Annotated in this window: 17 protein-coding genes; 11 read left to right on the top strand and 6 right to left on the bottom strand. The window is 47.5% G+C overall.

Annotated elements, in window-relative coordinates:
- The first annotated feature begins 3 nt into the window (after positions 1 to 3).
- From M6D81_RS29680 to M6D81_RS29665, 4 genes are read left to right on the top strand one after another with little or no spacing between them, the layout of a single operon-like run.
- Positions 4 to 567, top strand: coding sequence for a ferric reductase-like transmembrane domain-containing protein (locus M6D81_RS29680; RefSeq protein WP_262681081.1), 564 nt, complete (start codon positions 4 to 6; stop codon positions 565 to 567).
- On the top strand, positions 542 to 1,234 hold the full coding sequence (locus tag M6D81_RS29675; protein ID WP_262681070.1) for a response regulator transcription factor: 693 nt from the start codon (positions 542 to 544) through the stop codon (positions 1,232 to 1,234). The genes M6D81_RS29680 and M6D81_RS29675 overlap by 26 nt, the downstream gene beginning before the upstream one ends.
- Complete coding sequence (locus M6D81_RS29670) at positions 1,215 to 2,537, top strand: sensor histidine kinase (protein WP_262681069.1); 1,323 nt, start codon at positions 1,215 to 1,217, stop codon at positions 2,535 to 2,537. The genes M6D81_RS29675 and M6D81_RS29670 overlap by 20 nt, the downstream gene beginning before the upstream one ends.
- Positions 2,538 to 2,575: 38 nt before the next feature.
- Positions 2,576 to 3,067 (top strand): DUF2231 domain-containing protein, encoded by a 492-nt coding sequence (locus M6D81_RS29665; protein WP_262681068.1) that lies wholly within the window; start codon positions 2,576 to 2,578, stop codon positions 3,065 to 3,067.
- A gap of 161 nt (positions 3,068 to 3,228) precedes the next feature.
- Here M6D81_RS29665 and M6D81_RS29660 read toward each other — a convergent pair whose 3' ends face one another.
- A complete protein-coding gene (locus M6D81_RS29660; RefSeq protein ID WP_262681067.1) occupies positions 3,229 to 3,879 on the bottom strand; it encodes a DUF2306 domain-containing protein in 651 nt (216 codons plus the stop codon).
- 274 nt (positions 3,880 to 4,153) lie between these two features.
- On the opposite strand from M6D81_RS29660, the gene M6D81_RS29655 reads away from it, so the two are divergent.
- On the top strand, positions 4,154 to 5,359 hold the full coding sequence (locus tag M6D81_RS29655; protein WP_262681066.1) for a winged helix-turn-helix domain-containing protein: 1,206 nt from the start codon (positions 4,154 to 4,156) through the stop codon (positions 5,357 to 5,359).
- An 88-nt stretch (positions 5,360 to 5,447) separates the two neighbouring features.
- On the opposite strand, the gene M6D81_RS29650 is transcribed toward M6D81_RS29655, so the two are convergent.
- The 5 genes from M6D81_RS29650 to dapA all read right to left on the bottom strand — a co-directional run bounded on the left by M6D81_RS29650 (position 5,448) and on the right by dapA (position 11,553).
- Positions 5,448 to 6,596, bottom strand: a complete 1,149-nt coding sequence (locus tag M6D81_RS29650; protein WP_262681065.1) for a sialidase family protein — start codon at positions 6,594 to 6,596, stop codon at positions 5,448 to 5,450.
- A 536-nt stretch (positions 6,597 to 7,132) separates the two neighbouring features.
- On the bottom strand, positions 7,133 to 8,134 hold the full coding sequence (pdxA, locus tag M6D81_RS29645) for a 4-hydroxythreonine-4-phosphate dehydrogenase PdxA (protein WP_262681064.1): 1,002 nt from the start codon (positions 8,132 to 8,134) through the stop codon (positions 7,133 to 7,135).
- Positions 8,131 to 9,477 (bottom strand): four-carbon acid sugar kinase family protein, encoded by a 1,347-nt coding sequence (locus M6D81_RS29640; protein ID WP_262681063.1) that lies wholly within the window; start codon positions 9,475 to 9,477, stop codon positions 8,131 to 8,133. Before M6D81_RS29640 ends, pdxA begins: the two co-directional genes overlap by 4 nt.
- Positions 9,478 to 9,497: 20 nt before the next feature.
- Entirely contained in the window at positions 9,498 to 10,661 is a 1,164-nt protein-coding gene (locus M6D81_RS29635) for an iron-containing alcohol dehydrogenase (RefSeq protein WP_262681062.1), read from the bottom strand.
- A gap of 1 nt (position 10,662) precedes the next feature.
- Positions 10,663 to 11,553, bottom strand: coding sequence for a 4-hydroxy-tetrahydrodipicolinate synthase (dapA, locus tag M6D81_RS29630; RefSeq protein WP_262681061.1), 891 nt, complete (start codon positions 11,551 to 11,553; stop codon positions 10,663 to 10,665).
- A gap of 160 nt (positions 11,554 to 11,713) precedes the next feature.
- Here dapA and M6D81_RS29625 point away from each other — a divergent pair, with 160 nt between their 5' ends.
- From M6D81_RS29625 to M6D81_RS29600, 6 genes are all read left to right on the top strand, one after another.
- Positions 11,714 to 12,406 carry a GntR family transcriptional regulator gene (locus M6D81_RS29625; protein ID WP_262681060.1) on the top strand — a complete coding sequence of 231 codons (693 nt, stop codon included), beginning with the start codon at positions 11,714 to 11,716 and terminating at the stop codon, positions 12,404 to 12,406.
- A gap of 21 nt (positions 12,407 to 12,427) precedes the next feature.
- Positions 12,428 to 14,596 carry a helix-turn-helix transcriptional regulator gene (locus M6D81_RS29620; protein ID WP_262681059.1) on the top strand — a complete coding sequence of 723 codons (2,169 nt, stop codon included), beginning with the start codon at positions 12,428 to 12,430 and terminating at the stop codon, positions 14,594 to 14,596.
- 221 nt (positions 14,597 to 14,817) lie between these two features.
- The gene (locus M6D81_RS29615; protein ID WP_262681058.1) at positions 14,818 to 15,741 is read left to right on the top strand and encodes an ABC transporter permease; all 924 of its coding nucleotides are present in this window, start codon (positions 14,818 to 14,820) and stop codon (positions 15,739 to 15,741) included.
- 33 nt (positions 15,742 to 15,774) lie between these two features.
- On the top strand, positions 15,775 to 16,671 hold the full coding sequence (locus M6D81_RS29610) for a carbohydrate ABC transporter permease (protein ID WP_262681056.1): 897 nt from the start codon (positions 15,775 to 15,777) through the stop codon (positions 16,669 to 16,671).
- Between the two features lie 36 nt (positions 16,672 to 16,707).
- Positions 16,708 to 18,426, top strand: a complete 1,719-nt coding sequence (locus M6D81_RS29605) for a type 2 periplasmic-binding domain-containing protein (RefSeq protein ID WP_262681054.1) — start codon at positions 16,708 to 16,710, stop codon at positions 18,424 to 18,426.
- A gap of 243 nt (positions 18,427 to 18,669) precedes the next feature.
- Positions 18,670 to 22,398, top strand: coding sequence for an S-layer homology domain-containing protein (locus M6D81_RS29600; RefSeq protein ID WP_262681053.1), 3,729 nt, complete (start codon positions 18,670 to 18,672; stop codon positions 22,396 to 22,398).
- The last annotated feature ends 123 nt before the right edge of the window (positions 22,399 to 22,521 follow it).

Genomic DNA, 22,521 nt, shown 5'->3' with positions numbered 1-22,521 from the left:
GATATGTTCTCTGTATGGAGTGTCACTAAGGCTGCTGGAGTTAGCTCATATCTGCTGTTATTTGTCTCGGTCATTATGGGAACGATTGGGTATAGCCAGCTGGTATCTGCTAAGCATCGCGGCAGGTTAATATTTTATCATCAGTGGACAGGCTGGTTTGGCTTTTTATTTGGATTATTGCATGGAATTGTCCTCTTAATCGATACGTATGAACCGTTTTCCATCATAGATCTGTTGGTTCCATTTTTTTCTCCATACAAATCAGCTGGTACGGGCTTGGGCATTATTGCGCTATATATGTATGTTGCTGTTATGGTGACATCTGATTGGATGAAGCTGTTTGGAAGAAAGGTTTGGCGAATTGTACACTATCTCCCGTTTGCTGCTTACATTCTTGCTTTACTTCATGGACTGTTGGCAGGATCAGACTCATCGCGAACAGCCGTGAAAATGATGTACGCTGTAACAGGTCTCTTATTTCTTGTGGTTATAGCAGTTCGTATGGGATGGGGAAAGCAAGCCAATAATAAGGAGCAAGGCCATGCATATACTACTGGCAGAAGATGATCTTCGACTTGGACCACTCATCGTTCATATGCTGGGTAAGGAAGGGCATGCTGTTGATTGGGTGAAGGACGGGATAGAAGCATTAGATTATATGGAAACGACTAGCTATGACTTGGTTATTCTCGATTGGATGATGCCTAGAATGGATGGGGTTACGTTATGCAGAAGGATAAGAATGGATTCCTATTCAGGCGGTATTATTATACTGACTGCAAAAGATACATTGAATGATCGTATTCATGGCTTGGATGCTGGCGCAGATGACTATATCATGAAGCCGTTCGAGTTCACTGAATTATTTGCGAGAATCCGTTCGTTATCACGACGAATCGCACAAGTGATTCAGGATGAATGGATCGAGATGGGGTCCTATCAATTGTTGGTAAATGAACGATCCCTTGCTTGTAGAGATAAGAAACTCGGACTAACGATTCGAGAATTTCAGTTGATAGAACTGCTAATGAGAAACTGCGGGAAAGTACTTCCTAGACAAGTGCTCATTGATCGAATATGGGGATTTGATACGGATGTGAATAGCAATACATTAGATGCTTTAGTCAAGCAGCTGAGAAAGAAGCTGGAGTGTACAACGGGAGGCATGCGTATCAACAATATAAGAGGTACAGGATATAAGCTGGAGGTTGCTGATGTTTGCTCGGACGAGTAGTAAGCTGACGTTATTTTTTGCGGTCTTGATGGTACTTTTTCTGCTAGCTGTAAATATATCCAGTTATTTTCTGCTGTCATCGATTATTTATAAAGAGCAACAAGTAAAATTAGAAACGATCGTGAGTAACGAATGGAAAGAGCACTCTGTTGAATTGCTAGCCGAACGAGAGAAGGAAGCGAATGGCAGTAGGCATAGGGGGAAAGAGGATGAAGCAGAATCAGATGACGATATTGAGATCCCGCTGCGCCCGTTCTATATGGTGCTTGACCATAAAGGTCATATTGTAAAAACGAACGCAGTGAATGGGGAGCTTGCTCACGACATTAGTGAAGAGCTTAAAGTTTGGGTACCGAAGGAAAACACAACGTTACATCTTGTGTATGACATTGAAAAGTCCGATGTCCATCTTTTGCTGGCAGGTAAGTCTGTCTATAACAAAGATAAATATGTTGGCAGTATTATAGCAGGAATGGATGTAACCGAGCAGAATCGAATGCTTGATCAGGTTTTGTTAACTGGAATCATTATATCTATAGTCTTTTTAATGGTGTCCATTGCTATAAGTTATATGATGTCACGACGAGCCATGAAGCCCATTATGCGATCATTTGAGAAACAACAAAAATTTACGGCGGATGCATCCCATGAATTGCGCACACCTCTTGCAGTGCTCCACTCTTCTATTGAAGTGTTGGAAAGTGAGGGCGATGAGAACTTGTCTCCATTCAGCAGACAAGTTTTACAGGATATGAAGGATGAAGTTAAGCGTATGACCCGATTGGTTGTAGATCTTCTGACATTAGCCAGAGCAGATGCTGCTGCTGTGAGGCTGTCCTTCATTGAATTTGACCTTGACGAGGAGTTGGAAAGAGCGCTTCGAAATTTTCAGCCTATGTCACAGCAGCGATCAATAGAAATTGTAAAGACTGGAGAGTCGGGAGTGGTCGTTCAGGCCGACCAGGAGAGATTTAGGCAGCTAATGGTCATCTTGCTTGACAATGCTATGCAGTACACGAATCAAGATGGAAAGATTATCATCGACATCGCGGTGAGAGGGAGAATGCTAACGCTGCGAGTGAAGGACACAGGAATTGGTATACCAGAAGAAAAAATGAAGGAGATTTTTGAACGCTTTCATCGATTGGATGAATCTCGTAATCGAGCTCAAGGACATGCAGGTTTAGGCCTATCCATTGCGCAGTGGATTGTAGAAGCTCATCGAGGAATGATAAGAGTTGAAAGTAAGGTAGGGGAAGGAAGTACGTTTATTATTGTAATGCCAATTGTATCATTGAAGTGAAGAGAACAAGGCCTCGAAGAAAAGGAGAGAAGGATCATATGAGTACACCGTTGCATCCCTTAATTGTTCATTTTCCGATTGCCTTATTGTTTATTGGTGCTGTTCTTCAATTAGGTGCTCTATGGAAGCAGAAGCTATTAAACAAAATGGCAAATGTTTTTCTACTATTAGGATGGTTGTCAGGAATAGCAGCTTTTATGACAGGTGATGGTGGAGAGAGATACGCAAAGGAGGTATTTGGTGCAGAAAGATCGGCAATTGGAATACATGAAACATTGGCACAGATAACACTGCTCATATTTGGGCTTATCGTTATGATTAAATTCTATCAGGCGTTTCCGCGCGTTTCGCGACTTAAGAAGTATGCAAAGTATAGCTTCTCGAAGGTGTTTATTCCTGTTTTGCTTATATTGTCATTAGCTGGAGGTATATCCGTATTTCTTACAGGACACTATGGTGGTAAATTAGTATATCATGAATCAATACCTACGAATCACAGCATGAATTATTTGCCATCTGATCACAAATGAGTAAGTGTATAGCCTGAATGCCGAATGGGCCTATCTTTAGTGGGATACGCCGACACATATCCCCTCGACTTCACCATGAAAAACCCGATCGTGTGAGATCGGGTTTTTGCGTACTACCTTTCATGGAGCCCAAAACCACTCCGTTTACGGATTGAGCTATTTCACCTAACGCGCACTTTATGTGTTTGAACAGCCCTTTTATTTATGATCAGTTCCGCGATCAATAAATTGGGAATCCAACACAACCATGCGATAACGGAAAAACTAACTTCTGTATCCGTTATGCCAAATAGAATAGCCGCTAGCGGTACATAGATTCGAAGTGCAATCGCCGCACAAGTTAATGCGTAGTTGCGAATCATCCAATGACCATGTTGGGCTGCATTGCGATTGACAAGTATGCTGTGCAGACTTCGATACAACGTATACAACCACAAACCGGCTAACACCATAAACCCAGTTTTCCCAATCCAGCCACCGCTAGCGTACCATGCAAGATACAATCCCGTAATTCCACCGACTGTAACCATAACGGAATAAATGAGGCCGATCATCCGATGGATATGCAGCTTCTTGATCCGTATACGTTTAATAAACTGAACCCATCCAATTAGGATTGCAATTCCAGAACTAACAGCGTGAATCCATAAGACAGTAATCCATAAGTTCGGCAGTTCTCCAACTTTCTCGGTAGCAAATGGACGGTCTTCAATGCTGCTCGGCACGCCATACATCAATAACGCATACGCACCTACAACTAACGATAACAATGCTAAAAATCCGAAGCCCCATAAGCGAATCGATCTTCTCATTCCCCTTATCCTCCATCCTGCTTCGCTGAAAGCTAACTGTAGTTTAACATTCGCTAGGTGATCCATCTACAGGCTCTAGACTAGGGGAACAGTCCTTCTGAAGTCGTAGTTGTTGCTGGTGTGTGGCGTAACCTGATTGCGTGAGGTCGTCGATAACAGTAAGCGTTGTGGGAGTATGAAGAGGGTTGCTTTCCATCATGAACTATGACATCCTGTTATCGTAATTCCCCGTCGATGAGTGGTAATATTTGTGGGAAGAGGAAGAGGTGCACCAATGATCCAATTAACTAACCGACAAGCACGGCAATTTATGTTGTTGAAGCAAGGTCTGATGGGCGAATATAAATTTAATGGCAAGCAGGGCATATTGGATTTTGTCCGGCAGTCAGGCTGCATACAATTCGATCCCATCGATGTTTGCGGAAAAAATGCCGAACTGGTACTGCAGTCGCGAGTTAACGGATTTACCAAGGAAATGCTCGACGAGTTGCTGTATAAAGATAGAAGCTTAGTCGATTATCCTGATAAAAATCTGGCCATTATCCCTGTCGAGGACTGGCCTTATTTTGAGAGGTACAGGCGAGCCGCTCGACTGCATGCCGAACACTATTCTGAAATGCAAGCTTTGATAGAGCAAGTACGGACTCATATCCTAAAGTCTGGTGTGCTCAGTTCGAATGATATCAAGCTGGAGGGGGATTTCTCTTGGCGATCAGCCATCCACTGGAGTGGCGGCAACAATATATCTCGTTCAGTGTTGGAACAGATGTATTCCACAGGGGAGCTGATTATCCACCACAAAAAGGGTACGCGGAAATACTACGATAGCGCTGAAAAGTACATAGCGGCCAACTTGCTGAATACTCCAGAACCGCTGCCTGGCGAACTTGATCATCAAAAATGGCGGGTATTGCGCCGGATTGGCGCTATTGGCCTTTTATGGAATCGCGCATCCGATGCTTGGCTGAACATATGGGGACTAAAAACGAATGAGCGTAACGAGGTATTCCGTCAATTATTGAGCGAAGCGAGCATTATTGAGGTTAGTGTTGAACACATCAAGGATATGCTGTACTGCCGCTCAGAGGACTGGCCGCTTATGGAAGCCGTCCTGAACAAGCCGGAGCCGATCGGTCGCTGCGAGCTGATCGCCCCGCTGGATAACTTTATATGGGACAGGAAGCTTATTAAAGCATTATTTGGCTTTGATTACACCTGGGAGATTTACACGCCTGCAATCAAACGGAAATTCGGCTATTACGTTCTGTCTCTATTGTATGGAGAGAACTTCATCGGACGTGTCGAGGCGGTCGTAGAGCGAAAAACCAGGACGCTTGTCGTGAAAAACATCTGGTATGAGAACGGTGTGAAGCAAACAAACAATTTGAAAACAGCATTGGAAGCTTGTCTCAATAAGTTTGCGGTATTTAATGGATGTGAGAGTATTTCGATTGCCGACTCCGACTCCATAAGTATGTAAAAATATGGGAATTTGAAAAAGCGAATCGAAAAAAGCAGCCCACCCTTTAAAGGTGGGCTGCTTGCCGTGGGCGGCTCCCGATGACATTTCAGCTATGCCCCATAACCCAATCTTCCGTTATGACAATATGCTGTATGCCCGTCCGGCTGCCGTAGGCGAATGAAGCGTGCAGGAACCCGTCTTGAGACTGAATGAGCCACGGATATTCATATTTGCGATTGAGTTTATACTGATCCTCGCCGCAGAAGCCGTCTCCTGTCTCAATATGGCGCATATGCGGCCAAGTGATGCCGCCGTCTTCCGAGAGCGCTATCGTGACAGGATAACGTACTCCCGGCCATACGGTAAGCGCAGGATCGTCATTGCCTCGGAAGTGATTGGAAATAATAGCGATTCTGCCGCTTTGCAGCTGGAGGGCTCGAATGGACGCGTTATTATTGGGCAGAACGGTTCTTTCCGGTATACTCCATGTTTGGCCGAAGTTCTGCGATCGGCTTACATAGATGTTGTCGGCGGCGCGGCTTCTCATAAAGGCAAGCAGCTCGCCCGGCCTCCACTCCACGATAGATGCATGTACCCGGCCGCGGCTATTGGGAATCGGGTATTCGCTCCACGTGGCACCCTCATCGGAGGAAATTCTTACAACGCTATAATCATTTCCGAGACCGCTGTCTTCAGTGCTGTACCACATCGGAAATAGGAGATCACCATTGCTGGCTTTGATCATTGGCGAACGACAGAAGGAGCCCGGTGTGTCGGAAAATGTCTCTACCGGCCCCCACGACTCGCCGAAATCTTCGGATATGCGGCAGCGAATATGAGCGGTCTCCTGGCGAGAATAGTTGATTTTGCTGGCGGTTTTTTTATATTCCTTACTGCTGATGTGAACGGCATCCTGAGCGGTATACATCAACAACACGCGACCGTCGGGCAGCTGTTGAAGGATGGGATTCTGTTCCGATTTCGTATAGTCTTCGGAGATCAGCACAGGCGAAGACCATTGCAATTCTCCTGCTTTCAAGCGGGACAAGGCAATCTTAATATCTGCACGGCCTTCTTCCGTATTACCTGCGAACCAGGCAAGCAGCAAATCACCGTTCCGTAGCTCGACCATGGTCGGTGCGTGATTGTGCCGGTACGGCGTCGGCACATAGGCAACAATTTTGCCGTCGAAATGTTGGACAAGCGGACGTCCCAGACTCCAATCATGAGACAAGTTAGCATAAGGTTTAGACATATTTAGTTGTTACCTCCATTTCACTCATTATTTTGTGTTACTACTTAGGTCCATTCGGTACGAAGCATGCTTGGCGGGGCTATGTGAGCAAAATGAGCGATAGCGCACACTATTCTCTATTTTTCCGATTCTATGTGACCATATTGAGCGATAGCTCCTACTTTTCGGCGGTACAAGACACTCTTGGCGGGGCTATGTGAGCAAAATGAGCGATAGCGCAGACTTTTCTCTATTTTTCCGATTCTATGTGACCATATTGAGCGATAGCTCCTACTTTTCGGCGGTACAAGACACTCTTGGCGGGGCTATGTGAGCAAAATGAGCGATAGCGCACACTATTCTCTATTTTTTCGATTCTATGTGACCATATTGAGCGATAAGCCCCTACTTTTCGGCGGTACAAGACACTCTTGGCGGGGCTATGTGAGCAAAATGAGCGATAGCGCACACTATTCTCTATTTTTCCGATTCTATGTGACCATATTGAGCGATAAGCCCCTACTTGCTTAGTAGCTAAGTAGTAACCATTTTGTTCACTAAGCTTTGGGGGCAAGTGCAACGGCAGCTTGAATCGCAGCAATCATGCTTCGCTCATCTGCCACTTGCCTGCCGGCAATGTCGAAAGCAGTGCCATGATCGACGGAAGTGCGGATAATTCCGCCCTTCAATCCAACAGTTACATTGACGCCTTGTTCAATTCCGAGCATCTTGACAGGAATATGGCCCTGATCGTGATAACATGCCACGACGATATCGTAGGCTCCGCGCATGGCTGTGAGGAAGACGGTGTCTGCCGGATAAGGCCCGCTTACATTGATGTCTTCTTCCCGGGCTTGCTTAATGGCGGGAAGCAATTTGTGTTGCTCCTCATGATCGCCGAACAAGCCGTTTTCTCCGGCATGAGGATTTATTCCGCATACCGCGATGCGAGGTTGGGGTATACCGGAACGTCGCAACATTTCATCTGCCATTCTGATCACTTTATACGTCCGCTCCGGGGTGATCTGCTCTATGGCTTGCCGCAGACCGACATGGGTGGTCAGGTGAATCACCTTCAGCTGCGGAGTCGTCAGCATCATGGAGTAATCGACGGTTCCGGTCAACTCTGCCAGAATTTCAGTATGTCCCGGAAAGAGATGGCCGCCCAGATGTAGTGCCTCCTTGTTCAATGGCGCTGTGCATATCGCATCGATATGCCGCAGCTTGGCCAGTTCGACGGCCCTGGCAAGGAATGCGTAAGCAGCCCGTCCCGCATCTGCGGATATGAGACCGTAAGGCACTGGCTGAGGCAATAGCGCCATATGCAGGCAAGCGAGAGTGCCGGCTTGGAACACCGCTTGTTCGACATTGACGACTTCCTGCACAGCAAGAGCGGATGCAAGCCCGGCTTCATCGACAGCGCGTTGCAGACTTGCGGCATCACCGATAACGAGCGGCCGGCATAATTGATTGACTTTCGGCGATGCAGCGGCTTTCACAATAATCTCCGGACCGATTCCGGCTGCATCGCCCATTGTAATCCCGATGATCGGCTTCACGGCTGCACCTCCTTGTTCCAATAGCGCAAGGCATGAAGCAAGGCATCCGGTGAACCGAACCCGCCCGCCTTCGTAATCAGGAGGATGCCATTCGGGTCGTCCAATTGTCCTGCAGGAATGCCAGGCGAGATCTCCTCCCATAGCTTGAACCGGACTGCGCCAATCTGTTGGCACAGCTGTCTGGCGGTGTCGCCGCCTGTGGCAATCCATTTGCGAATATGATGCCTTCGAGTCAATTGACATCCAATCGTCCCCAGCGTATGTGCAATTAATCGGGAGAGAGCGTCTTCATGCGTTGTTGGCGATCGAGGAGGATGCGTATGATCCGGCTCCCAAGACGTGTAGAGAACGAAGCACGATTGTTGTTGGGTGAAAGCTTGCTCGGCTTCACGAAAAATACGTTGTACTTCCAGGCTTCTGCTTGGCTCGTCGCCAATAAGGCGCTCGACAGACAGGCAGCATGCGCTGACGTCATCTCGGCGCAAGACAAGCTCCAACTGTTCGCGTGTGCACCGATGGATACTGCCCACGACCAGCAAAGATGGACCTTCGGGAATTGTACGCCCAGCTGCAGCTGCCCGAGAGCTGGAATTACCGGTATGCGGCAAGCTGCCGGGAGAGCGAACGCTATTGCCGATTGATTCACCGCCAATATAAGCGGCCAAGCCCGCCGAACCGGCCCAGACGACGCGGTAGGAGGAGTCGTAGGCAATTGCGGCTATACATGCCAGATCATTTTCCGTCTCCGCATCGAACAGCAAGTAGGCTGCACCTTGCCGCTTGTAGCGATTCAGCAGCTCCCGGCTGTTGGAGCAAGAGCGCAGAGTCGATAGAGGGATGTGGACAACTTGCTGCTTCGTTTGCCGTTGAAGCCATTCCGGAACGAAGGAATGCGGCAATGAAGGCTTGCTGTTTTGGGCTATTCCGCTTTCATGCAGCTGCCTTCCCTGCACAAGCATAATGCCGTTGCGCAGGATGCGTCCGGCCTTCGGATAAGCGGGCGCAATGACGATGAAATCCGGCTTCAGAGCATCGTATACGGCGTTGAGCTCGGCGGCGACATTGCCCCTCAAGGTAGAATCCATTTTCTTGAACACTAGCGCAGAAGACGAAGTCTCCTGCAATGCTGCGGCTGCTTGATGCACGATTGCATAAGCCGCTTCGGGAGAAAGGTGGCGAGTGTCGGTATCGTAAATAAATACATGATCAGACCGGATGGGCTCTTGATCAGCCGCTGCGGTTGCATGTTGCAAAAATACGGTGGATGCGTATCCACGGTTCACAAGCTGCACCCCGGAATCGCTTGCTCCTGTAAGATCATCCGCGATAATGGATATCGTCATCGCAATTGCCCCCCTCAGCACTAGGTTAATGGCATTAATTTGTTGTAAATGGCGGCGATATCGGAAGTGTGAAGCGGCTTCGGATTATTGTTCAATAATCTTGTCACCTTGGCCGCTGCAGCAGTCAGCCGCTCAAGATCGGCCGGCTTCGCACCGAATGGCGTCAGTGATTGCGGAATCTCCATCTCTTTGGTCCAATGCGTAATTTGCTCTAACACCCATGCTGCGGGGGATTGTGTGTCCCCGCCCCGCTCGTGATAGCCCATGGCAGCAGCTACGGGAATAAGCCGGTCCTCGATTGCATCCAGATTAAAGTTCATTACATGGGTGAGCAGCATGGAGTTGGCGACTCCATGAGGGACGTTGAAGCTGCCGCCAAGCGGATAGGCAAGCGCATGAACGGCGGCAGTTCCGGCAGCGGACAAAGCCATGCCTGCATAGGCGGAGCCAAGCAGAACGCGTTCGCGATCCTCCAGGGAGCGAGCATGATGATAGGCGGGCAGCAGGCTGGACGAGATAAGGCGAATCGCCTCTAAAGCGAACATATCGCTGATCGGATTGGCCTTATTGGAAATATACGACTCCAGTGCATGGGTAAAGGCATCCATCCCTGTTGCCGCCGTAATGGATTGGGGCAGATCAAGGGTCAGCACGGGATCAAGGATGGCGATATCCGGGTAGAAGAAAGGACTGATAATGCCGACTTTAAGTTCTTCTTCCGGCAAAGTAACAATAGCGTTGGGCGTCACTTCCGAGCCTGTGCCCGATGTAGTAGGAATCAGTGCCATTGGCAGACCGCGGCGGCACACAGCGCCCGACTGAAGCAAGCGTGCAGGCGGGATTCGCTCAACGAGCAATGTGGCCAGCAGCTTGGTCGCATCCAGCACGCTGCCTCCGCCCATACCGATCAAGGCATCGAATGAATGCCCGCTGTATTCATCGCAAATGTCATAGATGCTATCGAGCGTCGGTTCTCTCATTACGCGGTCATGAACATGCCATGCAATGCGCATCGTATCCAGTTGTCTTGTCATCGTATCGATATGACCGAGACGAATCATACTGGGCTGAGTCAGAATGAGCACATGCGAGGGAGAGTGGAGTGCGGCCATAAGCTCGTTCAACCGACGGATGCTATGCGATCCGCCAACGACGCTAGAGGCTGTTTGGAAGCGATAGTCCATATTAGAGCACTCCTTCCGCGCCATATTGTTGAAGAACGGCTTGCAGTTCTTGTCTTGCCTGCTCGGAGAGCGGACGCACGGGCGGGCGGGGCACTCCGGCATCTATGCCGATCATGCGCATAGCCTCCTTGAATACGGAAGGGAGCGAGCTCTTCTGATTGACGGCGCGCAATTTCTGCAGGCTGTATTGGGCGTCTCTGGCTTGAACGAATTGCCCGGCCAGCCAATGACGGTAGATGGATACGACCAGCTTGGGCACCACATTCGCCGTAGCTGCGACGGCACCATTCCCGCCTGCCATCAGGTTCCATAAGATCAATGAATCAGAGCCGGCCAAGACGGAGAAGCTGGCGTCGGTTAATGCGCGATAGCGAATCATTTGTTCCAGATTGCCGCTGCTGTCTTTAATGCCAACGATATTAGGCACCGCCGACAGTTGGGCGACCGATTCCGGAGCCAAGTTAAGATTGGTGCGGCCGGGGATATTGTATAAGAGAATAGGGAGGGGAATTGCCGCTGCAACGGCTTCAAAGTGCTCCACGACTTCTTCTTGCGTCAATGGATTGAAGTAGGGAGTAATGATCGAGAGCGCGTCCACGCCCGTTTGCTCCAGCCTTTTGGACAATTCGATCACTTCATGCGTCGCTATACCTCCGCTTCCGGCATATACCGGGACTCGTCCGGCCGCTTCCTCGACCACGATGCGCGTTAATCGAATTTTTTCTTCCGACGTCATAGCAAAAAATTCTCCATTCGTGCCCAGACAGAACAGTCCGTCTATCCCCGCAGCAATCAAGCGATTCACCATTTGCCTTGCCGCACCTTCATTCAATTTGTGATCGGAGCTGAAGGGGGTGACCAACGCCGCAATAATTCCACTTGGTTGAAGCAATGCAACGACCTCTTTCATTTAAGGTATAAGCGCTTGCCTTGTATTGTAGCAGGCTGGAAAACGGATGCAATTTTAATTTCATTTGATCCTTTCACTTTTTTTGTTATATGATGTATACAACATACAACGAACATATGAATGATAGGAGAAGGTGATTTCATTGACCAGATCTCTCTTGAAATTGGATAATTCGAATTTATGGGACCGCTCCTACGACGCATTGAAAAAAAGCATTATCCAACGTGAGTTTTCCCCTGATCAGAAGCTGTCCATTCCAGATCTGGCGGAGCAGTTGGGGGTAAGCCGTACGCCGATCCGGGATGCGCTGCAGCGCCTGGAGATGGAGGGGTTGGTTAGAACAGTAGCGAAGGTTGGCACGTTTGTCGTCGGCTTTACGGAAGACGATGTTCATGCGGTGATGGATACCCGAGCGATGCTGGAGCTATGGGTTGTTCAGAAGCTCTCTTCACGGATGCAGCCGGAGATGCTGTTATGCGTTCAGAAGATGGATGACATCCTGGCAGAGGCCAAAGCTGTACTGGAGACAGACGATTTCGCACGTTATCTGGAGACCGACTATAATCTGCAATTTCATCTTGCGTTCATGGACATGGGACAGAATCCGAAAAATACTGGACTGTATAAGCAAATTATGGACTTTCGCATGCTGGCTACCCGACCCGAAGTCATTTCGAGGGAAATGGTTGCCATCGCTCAGCAACAGCACAAACGAATTGTCGAAGCGCTGCGCGGAGGTTCAACGGCAGATATTCGCCATGCGATAGTCGGGCATTTGGACGATTCAAGCAACAGGCTGCTGGAGAAAGTCAGACATCATCGGGGTATTTTATAAGACAAGATCGGGAGGATCAAGATGATCAAATGGGGAAGATCAAGATTGTTCAAAACCTATTTTTTGTCTTATGTTATGGTTGTTGCAATCATCACTTCACTGCTCGGCTTGACGCTTATGCAGTTGATCAGCCACGCGGTACGGTCGGAATTGGCTGAAGTCAGCAGCAATCGGCTGGCTTATGCCGATTCCATTATTAAAAAGAGCATACTGGAGCCATCGGAAAAAATGGTGCACCAGCACATGTTCTTGAACTATAATACGAAGCTGAAAGGCGCTTTCTCGCATTACGAACTGCATAAATACCTGAGCGAACAAAGCAAAATGATCCCCTACATAGAGTCGTTCAGTGTCTATTATCCTGCGGAGCGCATCATGATCTCATCCAATCAAATCAAGTATGATTTTGAGCCGGAGTGGATAGGCGAGCAAATGGCCGGCAACAGGGGAGAAGAATGGCATACGGACTACATACCAACTTACGCCAATCAAAAGGATCGGGAGTTAATCCGTTATACGAAGCCGTCCGTCGTCAAAGGAGCAGATCAGCGGCCTGTATTTTATTTAAGTGTAAGCGTTTACAAGTTGGGTCTGCAAAACACGCTTGCTTCCCAGCAAGTGAAGCCTAATGAAATCATTGCGATTATAAATGAACAAGATGATGTGATTGCCTATTCTGCCTACTCGCCAAATGTGAACGGACTTGTAAAAGTGGCACTGGACAAATCCAAAGAGAAGGCTGTCTCATTCGGTGTGCACCAGGAGATGATGTTTGCAACTTCGTATGATTCGCATAGCCAGTGGCATTATGTTCTGATGATGCCGTTATCCGATTTTTTTCAAATTCTGTACTCCATCCGCAATACCATCCTGATGGTGACTGCGACGATTCTTATACTCGGCATGCTTATGTCTTTAGTAGCGGCGGTTATCCACTGGCTTCCGGTACAGCGAGTGATCGACGATATGAAGAATACGTTCGGGAATGAAGGGAACGTCCACCATGAATTTAAATTTATGCAGGAGGGCATGAAGAAGCTGTGTATGACCGTATCCGATTTGCGGATGAAGGAAAATACGCATATGATCGGCAAATTGCTGCATGGTGTTATGGCTATGCCTTACGATGACCGAATTTATAAATTGATGCCATTGGAGCGATATGTGGTGATCGTTGTTTCTTCCCGGAATGAGAATACTGTCGATCAGATGGAGGAATGGGCGGCTGTATGGAAAATAAACCACGAGGCGCCTGAAAACTACACATATGTGCTTCCCTATCAAAAGGAAATTGCCGCGGTATTGCTGAATTTTGCAGGTGATTTCGCACAGTTGAGCACGCAAATGCGACAGTCGTTGCAACTATTCGCCTCACAGCGCAACCTCTCAATACGGGTGGGAATCGGGTCTCCGGAAGAAGAGCTGATGGATGTTCATGTATCGTGTGCCAACGGGGTTAAAGCGCTGCAGCAGCACTTCCTGCTGCCGGAAGCGCCTGTTAGTATAGCGTTTGACGAGTTGCAGGGCCTGCAGGATTTTTCGTTGCAGGAAGGATATCGGGAATTGAATGCGGCATTGCGAAACAACGATAGAACAGGTGTTCAAGCGGCTTTCAAGCATATGGAGGCTTCATTGCGATCGGGGCGTTTTCAATATGAAAGTGTGGAGAATATCATGTCGCGGATTTTTCCGGTAGTTGCTTGCAAGCTGCAGGAATGCGATAGGAAAGCGCAAGTTGCAACCGAATTTTACTCGCATGCTACGATTTTTGACGCGCTGGCCTGGCTGGAAGATCTGGTCGCCGGAACGATGCTGTCGACGACTGAAGTGAATGCCACGGATGCTATAATGGAGCGGGTCAAGGCCTATATCGACGAACAGTTCACCGAAGAGTTGTCGCTTGAGTTGCTAAGCCAGAAAACGTTCATTAGCGCATCGTACATTTCTACTGTGTTCAAGAAAACGTATGGCGTGGGGGTGTCGGAATATATCTCCAACTTAAGGCTGAATGAAGCTTGCCGTCTGTTAGCCGGCAGCCCATATAAAGTGGCAGAGATTGCAGAGATGATCGGCATGCCTAATATCCCTTATTTCATTACGCGGTTCAAAAAACAATTTGGTCAGACGCCTAACCAATATCGGCGGGAACGCGTGATGGTGAAGCTTGAATCTTCGCCGGGGAAGGGATAAGACAGGCGTGATTCGAAGAAAGTATAATCATTTGAATTTCTTGAAAGCGGTATCAATGATGCCGCTTTTGTGTTGAGCAAGGGCCAGTTGACGGTTGGATAAGAAAGTGAAAGGAACAAAAAACATTGAAATTGTATAGCGGAAAAATTTTGTATACGTTTACATAGGAAGCGAAATAGCCTGATCAGTTCAACCGTTTAGGGAGAGAGGAGGGACGCAAGGTGAATGGAGTGAGCAGGGGAACAACTTGGAGAATGTATAAGAAGCATAAGTTTTTGTTCATGATGCTGCTGCCCGCTCTTGTTTATATGTTTATTTTTCACTACATGCCCATGTATGGCATTACCATCGCTTTTAAAAACTTTAATTTCAGCAAAGGAATTTGGGGGAGCGATTGGATCGGTCTGGACAATTTTGAGCGACTGTTTGGCACGAGCAGCAGCTTCCTGCGCGTATTGCGCAATACGCTCGTCATTAGCGGAATGAAGCTGGTAATCGTCTTTAGCGGTTGCATCGTACTGGCGCTGCTTATCAATGAAGTGAAGGCGAAGGTGTTCAAACGGGTCGTTCAAAACATCAGTTACTTGCCGCATTTTATATCCTGGGTCATTATCGGCAGCATTTTAGTGGAAATGCTCTCGTTGTCCAGAGGGGTTGTCAATCAGGTGATTGAGATGTTTGGCGGCACGCCGATTTATTTTTTAACAGAGAAATATTGGTTCTTGTTTATACTGGTCAGTTCGGATATGTGGCAAAGCATCGGGTGGGGGTCCATCATTTATTTGGCCGCTATCAGCGGCGTCGATCCTGCGCTCTACGAGTCGGCAAGAATGGACGGCGCAAGCCGTATTCGTCAGATGATCAGTATCACCTTGCCGTGCATCGCCAATGTAGTTGCCATTATGTTTATTTTGCAAATCGGCAATATTTTAAGTGCGGGGTTCGACCAGATTTTCAACCTATACAACTTTAGAGTATATGAAGTGGCCGATATCATTGATACGTATGCCTATCGGATCGGTCTGAGCGAGGGAGATTTCAGTTTATCTACGGCCGTAAGCTTATTTAAAAATGTTTTCGGTCTTATCCTTGTCATTATCACGAATTATGTAGCGAAACGGCTTGGGCATACAGGCTTATGGTAACTCCCCATAATGATCGAACGGAGGTGTTAATGCTTGGAGAGTCGCGTGCGTCGCCGGCTTGATTGGTTTAATGTGCTGAATTACATGATATTGACGTTGTTTTGCTTGTCTATTCTGTATCCTTTTTATTATCTTATCTCCATTTCTCTCAGTACAGCAGGCGAAATATATACGGCGCAGAATACAGTCTTCTACTTTCCGAGTACGATTACCTGGGAAGCGTATCAGAAGTTTCTCAGTATGGACTATGTGTACACCGGTTATTTCAATACGGTATTCCGCACCGTTGCAGGTACTTCATTGTCGTTGATTGTCATGTCGTGCGCAGCTTATGCCTTGTCCAAAAAAACGCTGCCGCATTTGAATCTGTACACGACTTTCTTTATTGTCACCATGTTTTTTGGCGGCGGTCTCATTCCTACCTATCTGCTTATCAGACAATTAAACTTGCTGGACAATATTTGGGTTTTTGTATTCGGCGGTTTGGTAAACGCATTCTATATGCTGATCTTGCGCAATTTCTTTATGTCTATTCCTGAGGAAATGGAAGAATCGGCGCGCATGGACGGTGCCGGAGATGCATTGATATTCGCTCGAATCGTTGTTCCGCTATCCTTGCCGGCGTTGGCGACTATAAGCCTGTGGCTTGCGGTAGGTCATTGGAATGCATGGTTCGACTCGCTTATTTATATCAAGTCGATTGACAAGCATGTGATTTCGGTTCATATTCGCAGATTGGTCATTGAACAGGATCAGTCGATGAGCCAAACGCTGATCGGATTATCCAATCGGCAGAGAGGGGATAAGCCAACGCCTGAAGGAATGCGAGCCGCTGCCATTATGGTGACGATTATCCCTATTTTGTGCGTGTATCCCTTTGTTCAGAAGTATTTTGTGCAAGGCGTAATGGTCGGGGCAGTGAAGGGTTGACGGAAGGGGAAAACAAAAAGGGGAGATGGTCAGTATATGAAAGGGATAACCAAGAAGTATTGTGTCATAGGGCTTATCGTCATTCTGACATTGAGTATGATGGCGGGCTGCTCCGGCAAGGACAACAATCCGGAGCCAGCGACGTCTGCGCCGGCGCTTGGCGGCAATAATGCAAGCGGTCAAGGCGATGAAGGGAACAGCGCTGTCCGTCCCAAAATTAGCTGGGCAGGCATGACAGACAACTATCCGCTGGAAGATGAATCTTACGCAGCCTCTTATTTGGAGGAGAATTTCAATGTCGATATTGAAATTGTACGCGTTGATGATCCGCAACAGTTGAATTTGCTGCTGTCCACAAATGATGTGCCTGATATCTTTGCAAGCAGTGGTACGGATATTCGGAAATATGCGGAGAATGGGATCATTTCCGAGATACCGATGGAGCTTATAAAAACGCATATGCCTAATTACTACAAGCTGGTCATGGAGTTTGATGACAAAGTGTTTTCTTATGCTTCCGTTGATGGCAAAGTGTTCGCCTTGCCGTTATTGGAATCGACTGTATCTCCTGTTCCCGTTGCGATTCGCGGCGACTGGCTGAAAAACGTGGGAGCCGATATTCCTGTCACATTGCAGGAGCTGGAGGATGTATTTGTCAAGTTCCGCAATGAAGATCCGGATCGGAATGGCAAGAAAGACACGTATGGTTTAACGATGGCCAGCGACAGTGTAAGTTATTGGTTCCAAACGATTTTCGGGGCTTTCGGCACACATCCGTTTCTTTGGCTGAAGTCGGGAGAGCGCGAGCTAGCCTATGGCTTCACGCTTCCGGAGACGAAGGATGCATTGAAATTGTTGCACAAGTGGTACGGCATGGATTTGATCGATCCGGAGTTCGTAACGGACAAAAGACGAACAAACGGCCAGGATGACGTTTCCTACAAATTTGCATCGGGACGCGTCGGTTATATCGACACCTTAACGTATGATGACCATCAGTGGGATAACGATGGACAGCTTAACGCCAAGTGGGTCGCCAATGCGCCCGAGTGGCAACAGTTTTTCAATGACGCCGACAATACGTATGTGACTACGGCATTTACAGAAATTCCGGAATCGGGTCCGCAGCCGGTATATGTGAATATAAAGCCGCCGGTAGGTCCTGAAGGCAAGTCGAGCTCATTCTCGCCAAGTAAATTGCGCGGCCACTATATTATGCTTGGCAAAGGAGCATTGGAAAGTGAGGAGAAGCTAATCCGCATCCTGCAAATTTTTGAAGCGGACGTGTCGGATGAAGAGACTTATGTCAATTTGGAGATTGGGCCAGAGGGTGTGGTATGGGAGTGGAATGATCAAAACCAGCGAGTGTATAAAAAAGAATGGATGGACTCGGACAAATATCATCCGCAAGGCCGCATACTGGGTACGGGCATCTTCTTCGACCTATTCTTCCAGATGAATCCGGAATTCAACACAGTGTTCGGCGGACCGCGCGCGGAACAGCGGTATAAGAAAACGCAGGAGCTGATATCGACGACTTTGCCCGGGCTTTCCAATCAGTTATTGGCGCCGATCGAGTCTGCTGCCAAGTATAACGCCGAGCTGCAAAACATGTTGATGGAATATATCATCAAAGCGATTATGGGGGAAGTGGATATTGATGCAACATACGATGCGACTGTACAGAAATGGCTCGATAACGGCGGTCGAGAAATGACAGACGAAGCAAACGCCTGGTATAAAACTACGCAGTAGTTCCAGAAGAAAGGAATTTTTACAAGTGATTGCCGATAGAGGTTGTATCTGCGAATGCGCGCCCGGTTTCCGAAGGAAACGGGCGCGCATTTTCATGGTGATATGGAGATAGCAAATATAACTAACGGATCCTTTTTTTTATTCGTCCATAATTTCTTAATAGTAAATGTGCTTTAATTTTACAATCTACTGCTATAGTGCTCTTGAAATAGTAAATTTTACTAAGGGGGAGCAGGTAAGGTCATGAAAGCAAAAGGATTCCGTAAGACAATAGTGATTGTATCCATGTTATCGATGCTGGGTGGAGGGTTGTATACAGGTTTCGGTCAAAACCATCATGCTTATGCAGCAGATGAACCGGCGCCAATCGTCATGGTCGAGGATTTCGAAGATGGGATCTCTGATGTGAAATTTAATCCAAAACGTATGTACGATGCTACTCTGCACTTGGAAAGCGATAAGAAGCATGTAAGAAATGGACAGTATTCGGCTAGAATTGATTACGATATGATTGGCATAGTGGATAACCCCTCGCAAATTGAAGTAGGGTATACATCAGGAAGAATCCCTATCACAAATTATCCTGCAAAAGTAGGCATGTGGGTTTATGGAAACAATGAAGGCCACTTGCTGACGACAAAATTCAGGGACGCCGGTGGGTCCTCCTTCCAGGCTGAATTCTATGATGAGAATCAGATCGGTATCAATTGGCATGGCTGGAAATATATAGAGGCGGATGTTCCGCAAGGGAAGCCGGAACCGGTCGTCCTTGAACTGTTTTTCCAATTGAAACAATCGAATATGAGCAAGAAAAATAAGGGATCTATCTGGGTGGATGATATTTCCTTTATCTATGGGGAAGTGGATGAGGATAAAGACGTTCCAAACATTAAAGCTATAGCCCCAGTTGAAAATGAAGTATTAAACGCACAGCTTGACGAATTAAAGGTGGAGTTGATCGATAACGGAGCCGGTTTGAACTTGGATACGCTATCCGTTGTTCTGGATGGAACGGACATTACGAATGATGTGCTCTATTCTCCAGATACTCATCTGTTAACTTATCCGGGACAAAACGTGGATGGCGGTTATCATGAGCTAGTTGTCGAAGTGAAGGATAACAACGGAAACCCTGCAGAAAAATCATTCGTCTTCACAATAAATGCAGGAGAACGCTTGTTCATGACGGCCGACGACGAAGCGGTAAGCAATGAAATCTATCCTGTTAACATTAGCATCGAAGATTACTTGCATGCTGAACAAGCTAACTTCGAATTAAATTATGATCCCAATACGCTCCAAGTTGAAAGTATTGCTCAGGTGGCCGGGGTTGCCCTCGCCTCGAATATCGATAATGAACGCGGAATTGTACAAGTGGCGCTTGATAACGTGACGGCAGCCGCTCATGATCTCATTACTGTTAACTTCAGAGTAAGCACTCATGCTGTGTTGGAGCGCGGTGAAGATTACAAAACCATAACAATGAGCCATACGAAGCTTATGGCAGGCTCAGTTCAGACTAGCTCGCCAATAGCTGCTCCTATACGCTATACCATCGCCTTCCCGTATCAGCTCCACATGACCGGTGTCGGCTTCGGCACGCCTTCCACATTTACGGTATTGGACCGTGAAGGCAGACCCTATGAGGGTGCGGATCTATTTTTCACAGGATTATTAGAGCAAAGTGCGGTAGTTACGGTTAACACTGTTACGTCTAATGTATATGAGGACGATGATATGTCTTCCGCCGTCATCATGATTGCCGAAGCCGGTGGACGTTATTATGCTTCAGCAGAAGCTGAGGATGGATTGTTCGAGATTATTCTCGCAGATGGCCAGACAACAGGCTATATCTCCGAAGCGGATGTGAGCAGTCAGTTATTGAGCGGCAGTCTTGGTAAAACAGATGCCAGAGGACAATTAACGACGGATCTAACGACTTTGGCGCTTGGCACCTATCAGATTCAGGCTGTCAATGGCGATCAGAACAGCAAGGTTGTCAATTATGAAGTCGTGGAGCAGTATGGTACGGATGAACCGCAATATGTCCAAACTTATGTGACGGAAGATATGTCGTCCCAACTGAGTGTCGCCTGGCAAACTAAACCGGATCGGGCCATTACTTACATGCAATACATCGAAGCCGAAGAGTGGGGTACGGGCGAAGCTCCCGATGTCAATCATGTCCAACAACATCAAGCCGAGAGTGAGCTTCAAGTGCTTAGTATGAAGGAACATGGAACGAAGGGTGAAATCCGGTTTCATAATGCGCTGATTGAAGGCTTGAAGGCAGATACCGAGTACAAATATCGTGTAGGCTATGAGGGCAATTGGTCGGAGTGGTATTCGTATTCTACAGTAGACCGGAACAAGTCGACACCGACCTCATTGTTGTTTATTACAGATTCTCACACGAATCAGTTACAAGGAATGCAGACCTACCAAGACCTCATGACTAACGCATTGACGCAATATCCATCGACACAGTTTATTATGCATGGCGGAGATATGGTGGATGCAGGCGGCGCATTTGAAGAATGGCTGAAGTTCTGGGAGGCTTCATCGGTATATGCGACAACATTCCCGTCCGCATTAGCATTGGGTAATCATGATGTGAAGAGCGAGGGGAAGGAAGTATTCACCAAAGGTGCGAATTTCCCGACGAACGGACCGGAATCCCAATTGCAATATGCATACTCTTATGATGTGGACGATACTCATTTTGTCGTATTGAACTCGGAAGGTACAGAGGAGCAAATGATTGATCAGACAGCATGGTTGGAAGAGAATTTGGATCAAAACGACAAGAAATGGACCATCGCGATGTTCCACCGCCCTGCTTACCATACAGAAAGCGGTCGGGAAACCCTTGTTGAATATACGCAGACGTATTTTGCACCATTATTGGAAGAGAATAAAGTTGATATGGTTCTCGTTGGTCATGATCATGTGTATGCGCGCACCTATCCAATGCTGGATGGAAAACCAAATAAAGCGACAAATAAAGGTACGGTATATCTTAATGGCGGCGCTGCGGGCTGGAAGTTCTATGACGGCACGCAATACTCCTATTTGAACTATATATTTGATGAAGATGTTCCCGTATATTCCGCTATTGAAATTACTGAAGATAAAATTCATGTGGAGGCACGTACGATTGCGGGCGATAAGATCGATGAGTTTTCCGTCGTGAAATGGAAGGAAACTGAGCCGCCGACACCGACACCAACGCCGACACCAACACCGACACCAACGCCGACACCAACACCGACACCGACACCGACACCGACACCGACACCAACACCAACACCAACACCAACACCAACACCAACACCAACACCAACACCAACACCAACACCAACACCAACGTCTTCGAGGCCTGTCTTCAACGACAAGGTAGATGTAGACAAAGTTAGGGCTATCGTAGAAAAAGAGAAGTCGGCTCCTGCTGTAAGCTTTACGGACGTTCCGGCATCTTCGTGGAGTGCTTCTATAGTGGAACGCGCCTCTAAGATGGGGATTGTAACGGGATACAGTGACGGCTCTTACCGTCCCGATGATAAGGTAACTCGCGCCGAGTTCGCTACGATGCTGGTAAAAGCTTTTGGTCTGACGGATTCAAGCGGTGGTTCCTTCTCTGACACACAAGGACATTGGGCTTCAGAGGCGATTGCGGCCTTACAGGCAAATGGGATAGTGACGGGGTATGAGGATGCTTCTTTCCGACCTGATCAAGAAATTTCCCGCGCTGAGATCGTTGCAATGCTCGCTCGGCTTACAAACTACGTTCCTGGTACAACCGATTTGTTCTCGGATATAGCTGTGAGTTGGGCGTCTGAACAAATTAATGCTTTTGCAACTGCTGGTATCGTAAACGGCGCAGGCAACGGATTGTTCAAACCGAATGAATCTGCTTCCCGTGCCGAGTCAGTTGCGATGATTGTTCGCTTGTTGGATAAATTGCTTGCATAAGTGAAATGGCACTACACTCCCATCCCGATTATACGGGGGGTGCCTTCCAGACAACATAAAAATCCACAACCGCATAGGGTTGTGGATTTTTGCTGCTTCGCTTAATATCTTTTATCATAGGTT

This window comes from Paenibacillus sp. J5C2022, from assembly GCF_025567625.1.
Taxonomy (GTDB): Bacteria; Bacillota; Bacilli; order Paenibacillales; family Paenibacillaceae; genus Pristimantibacillus.
This window is presented reverse-complemented; position numbering and strand designations above follow the sequence as displayed.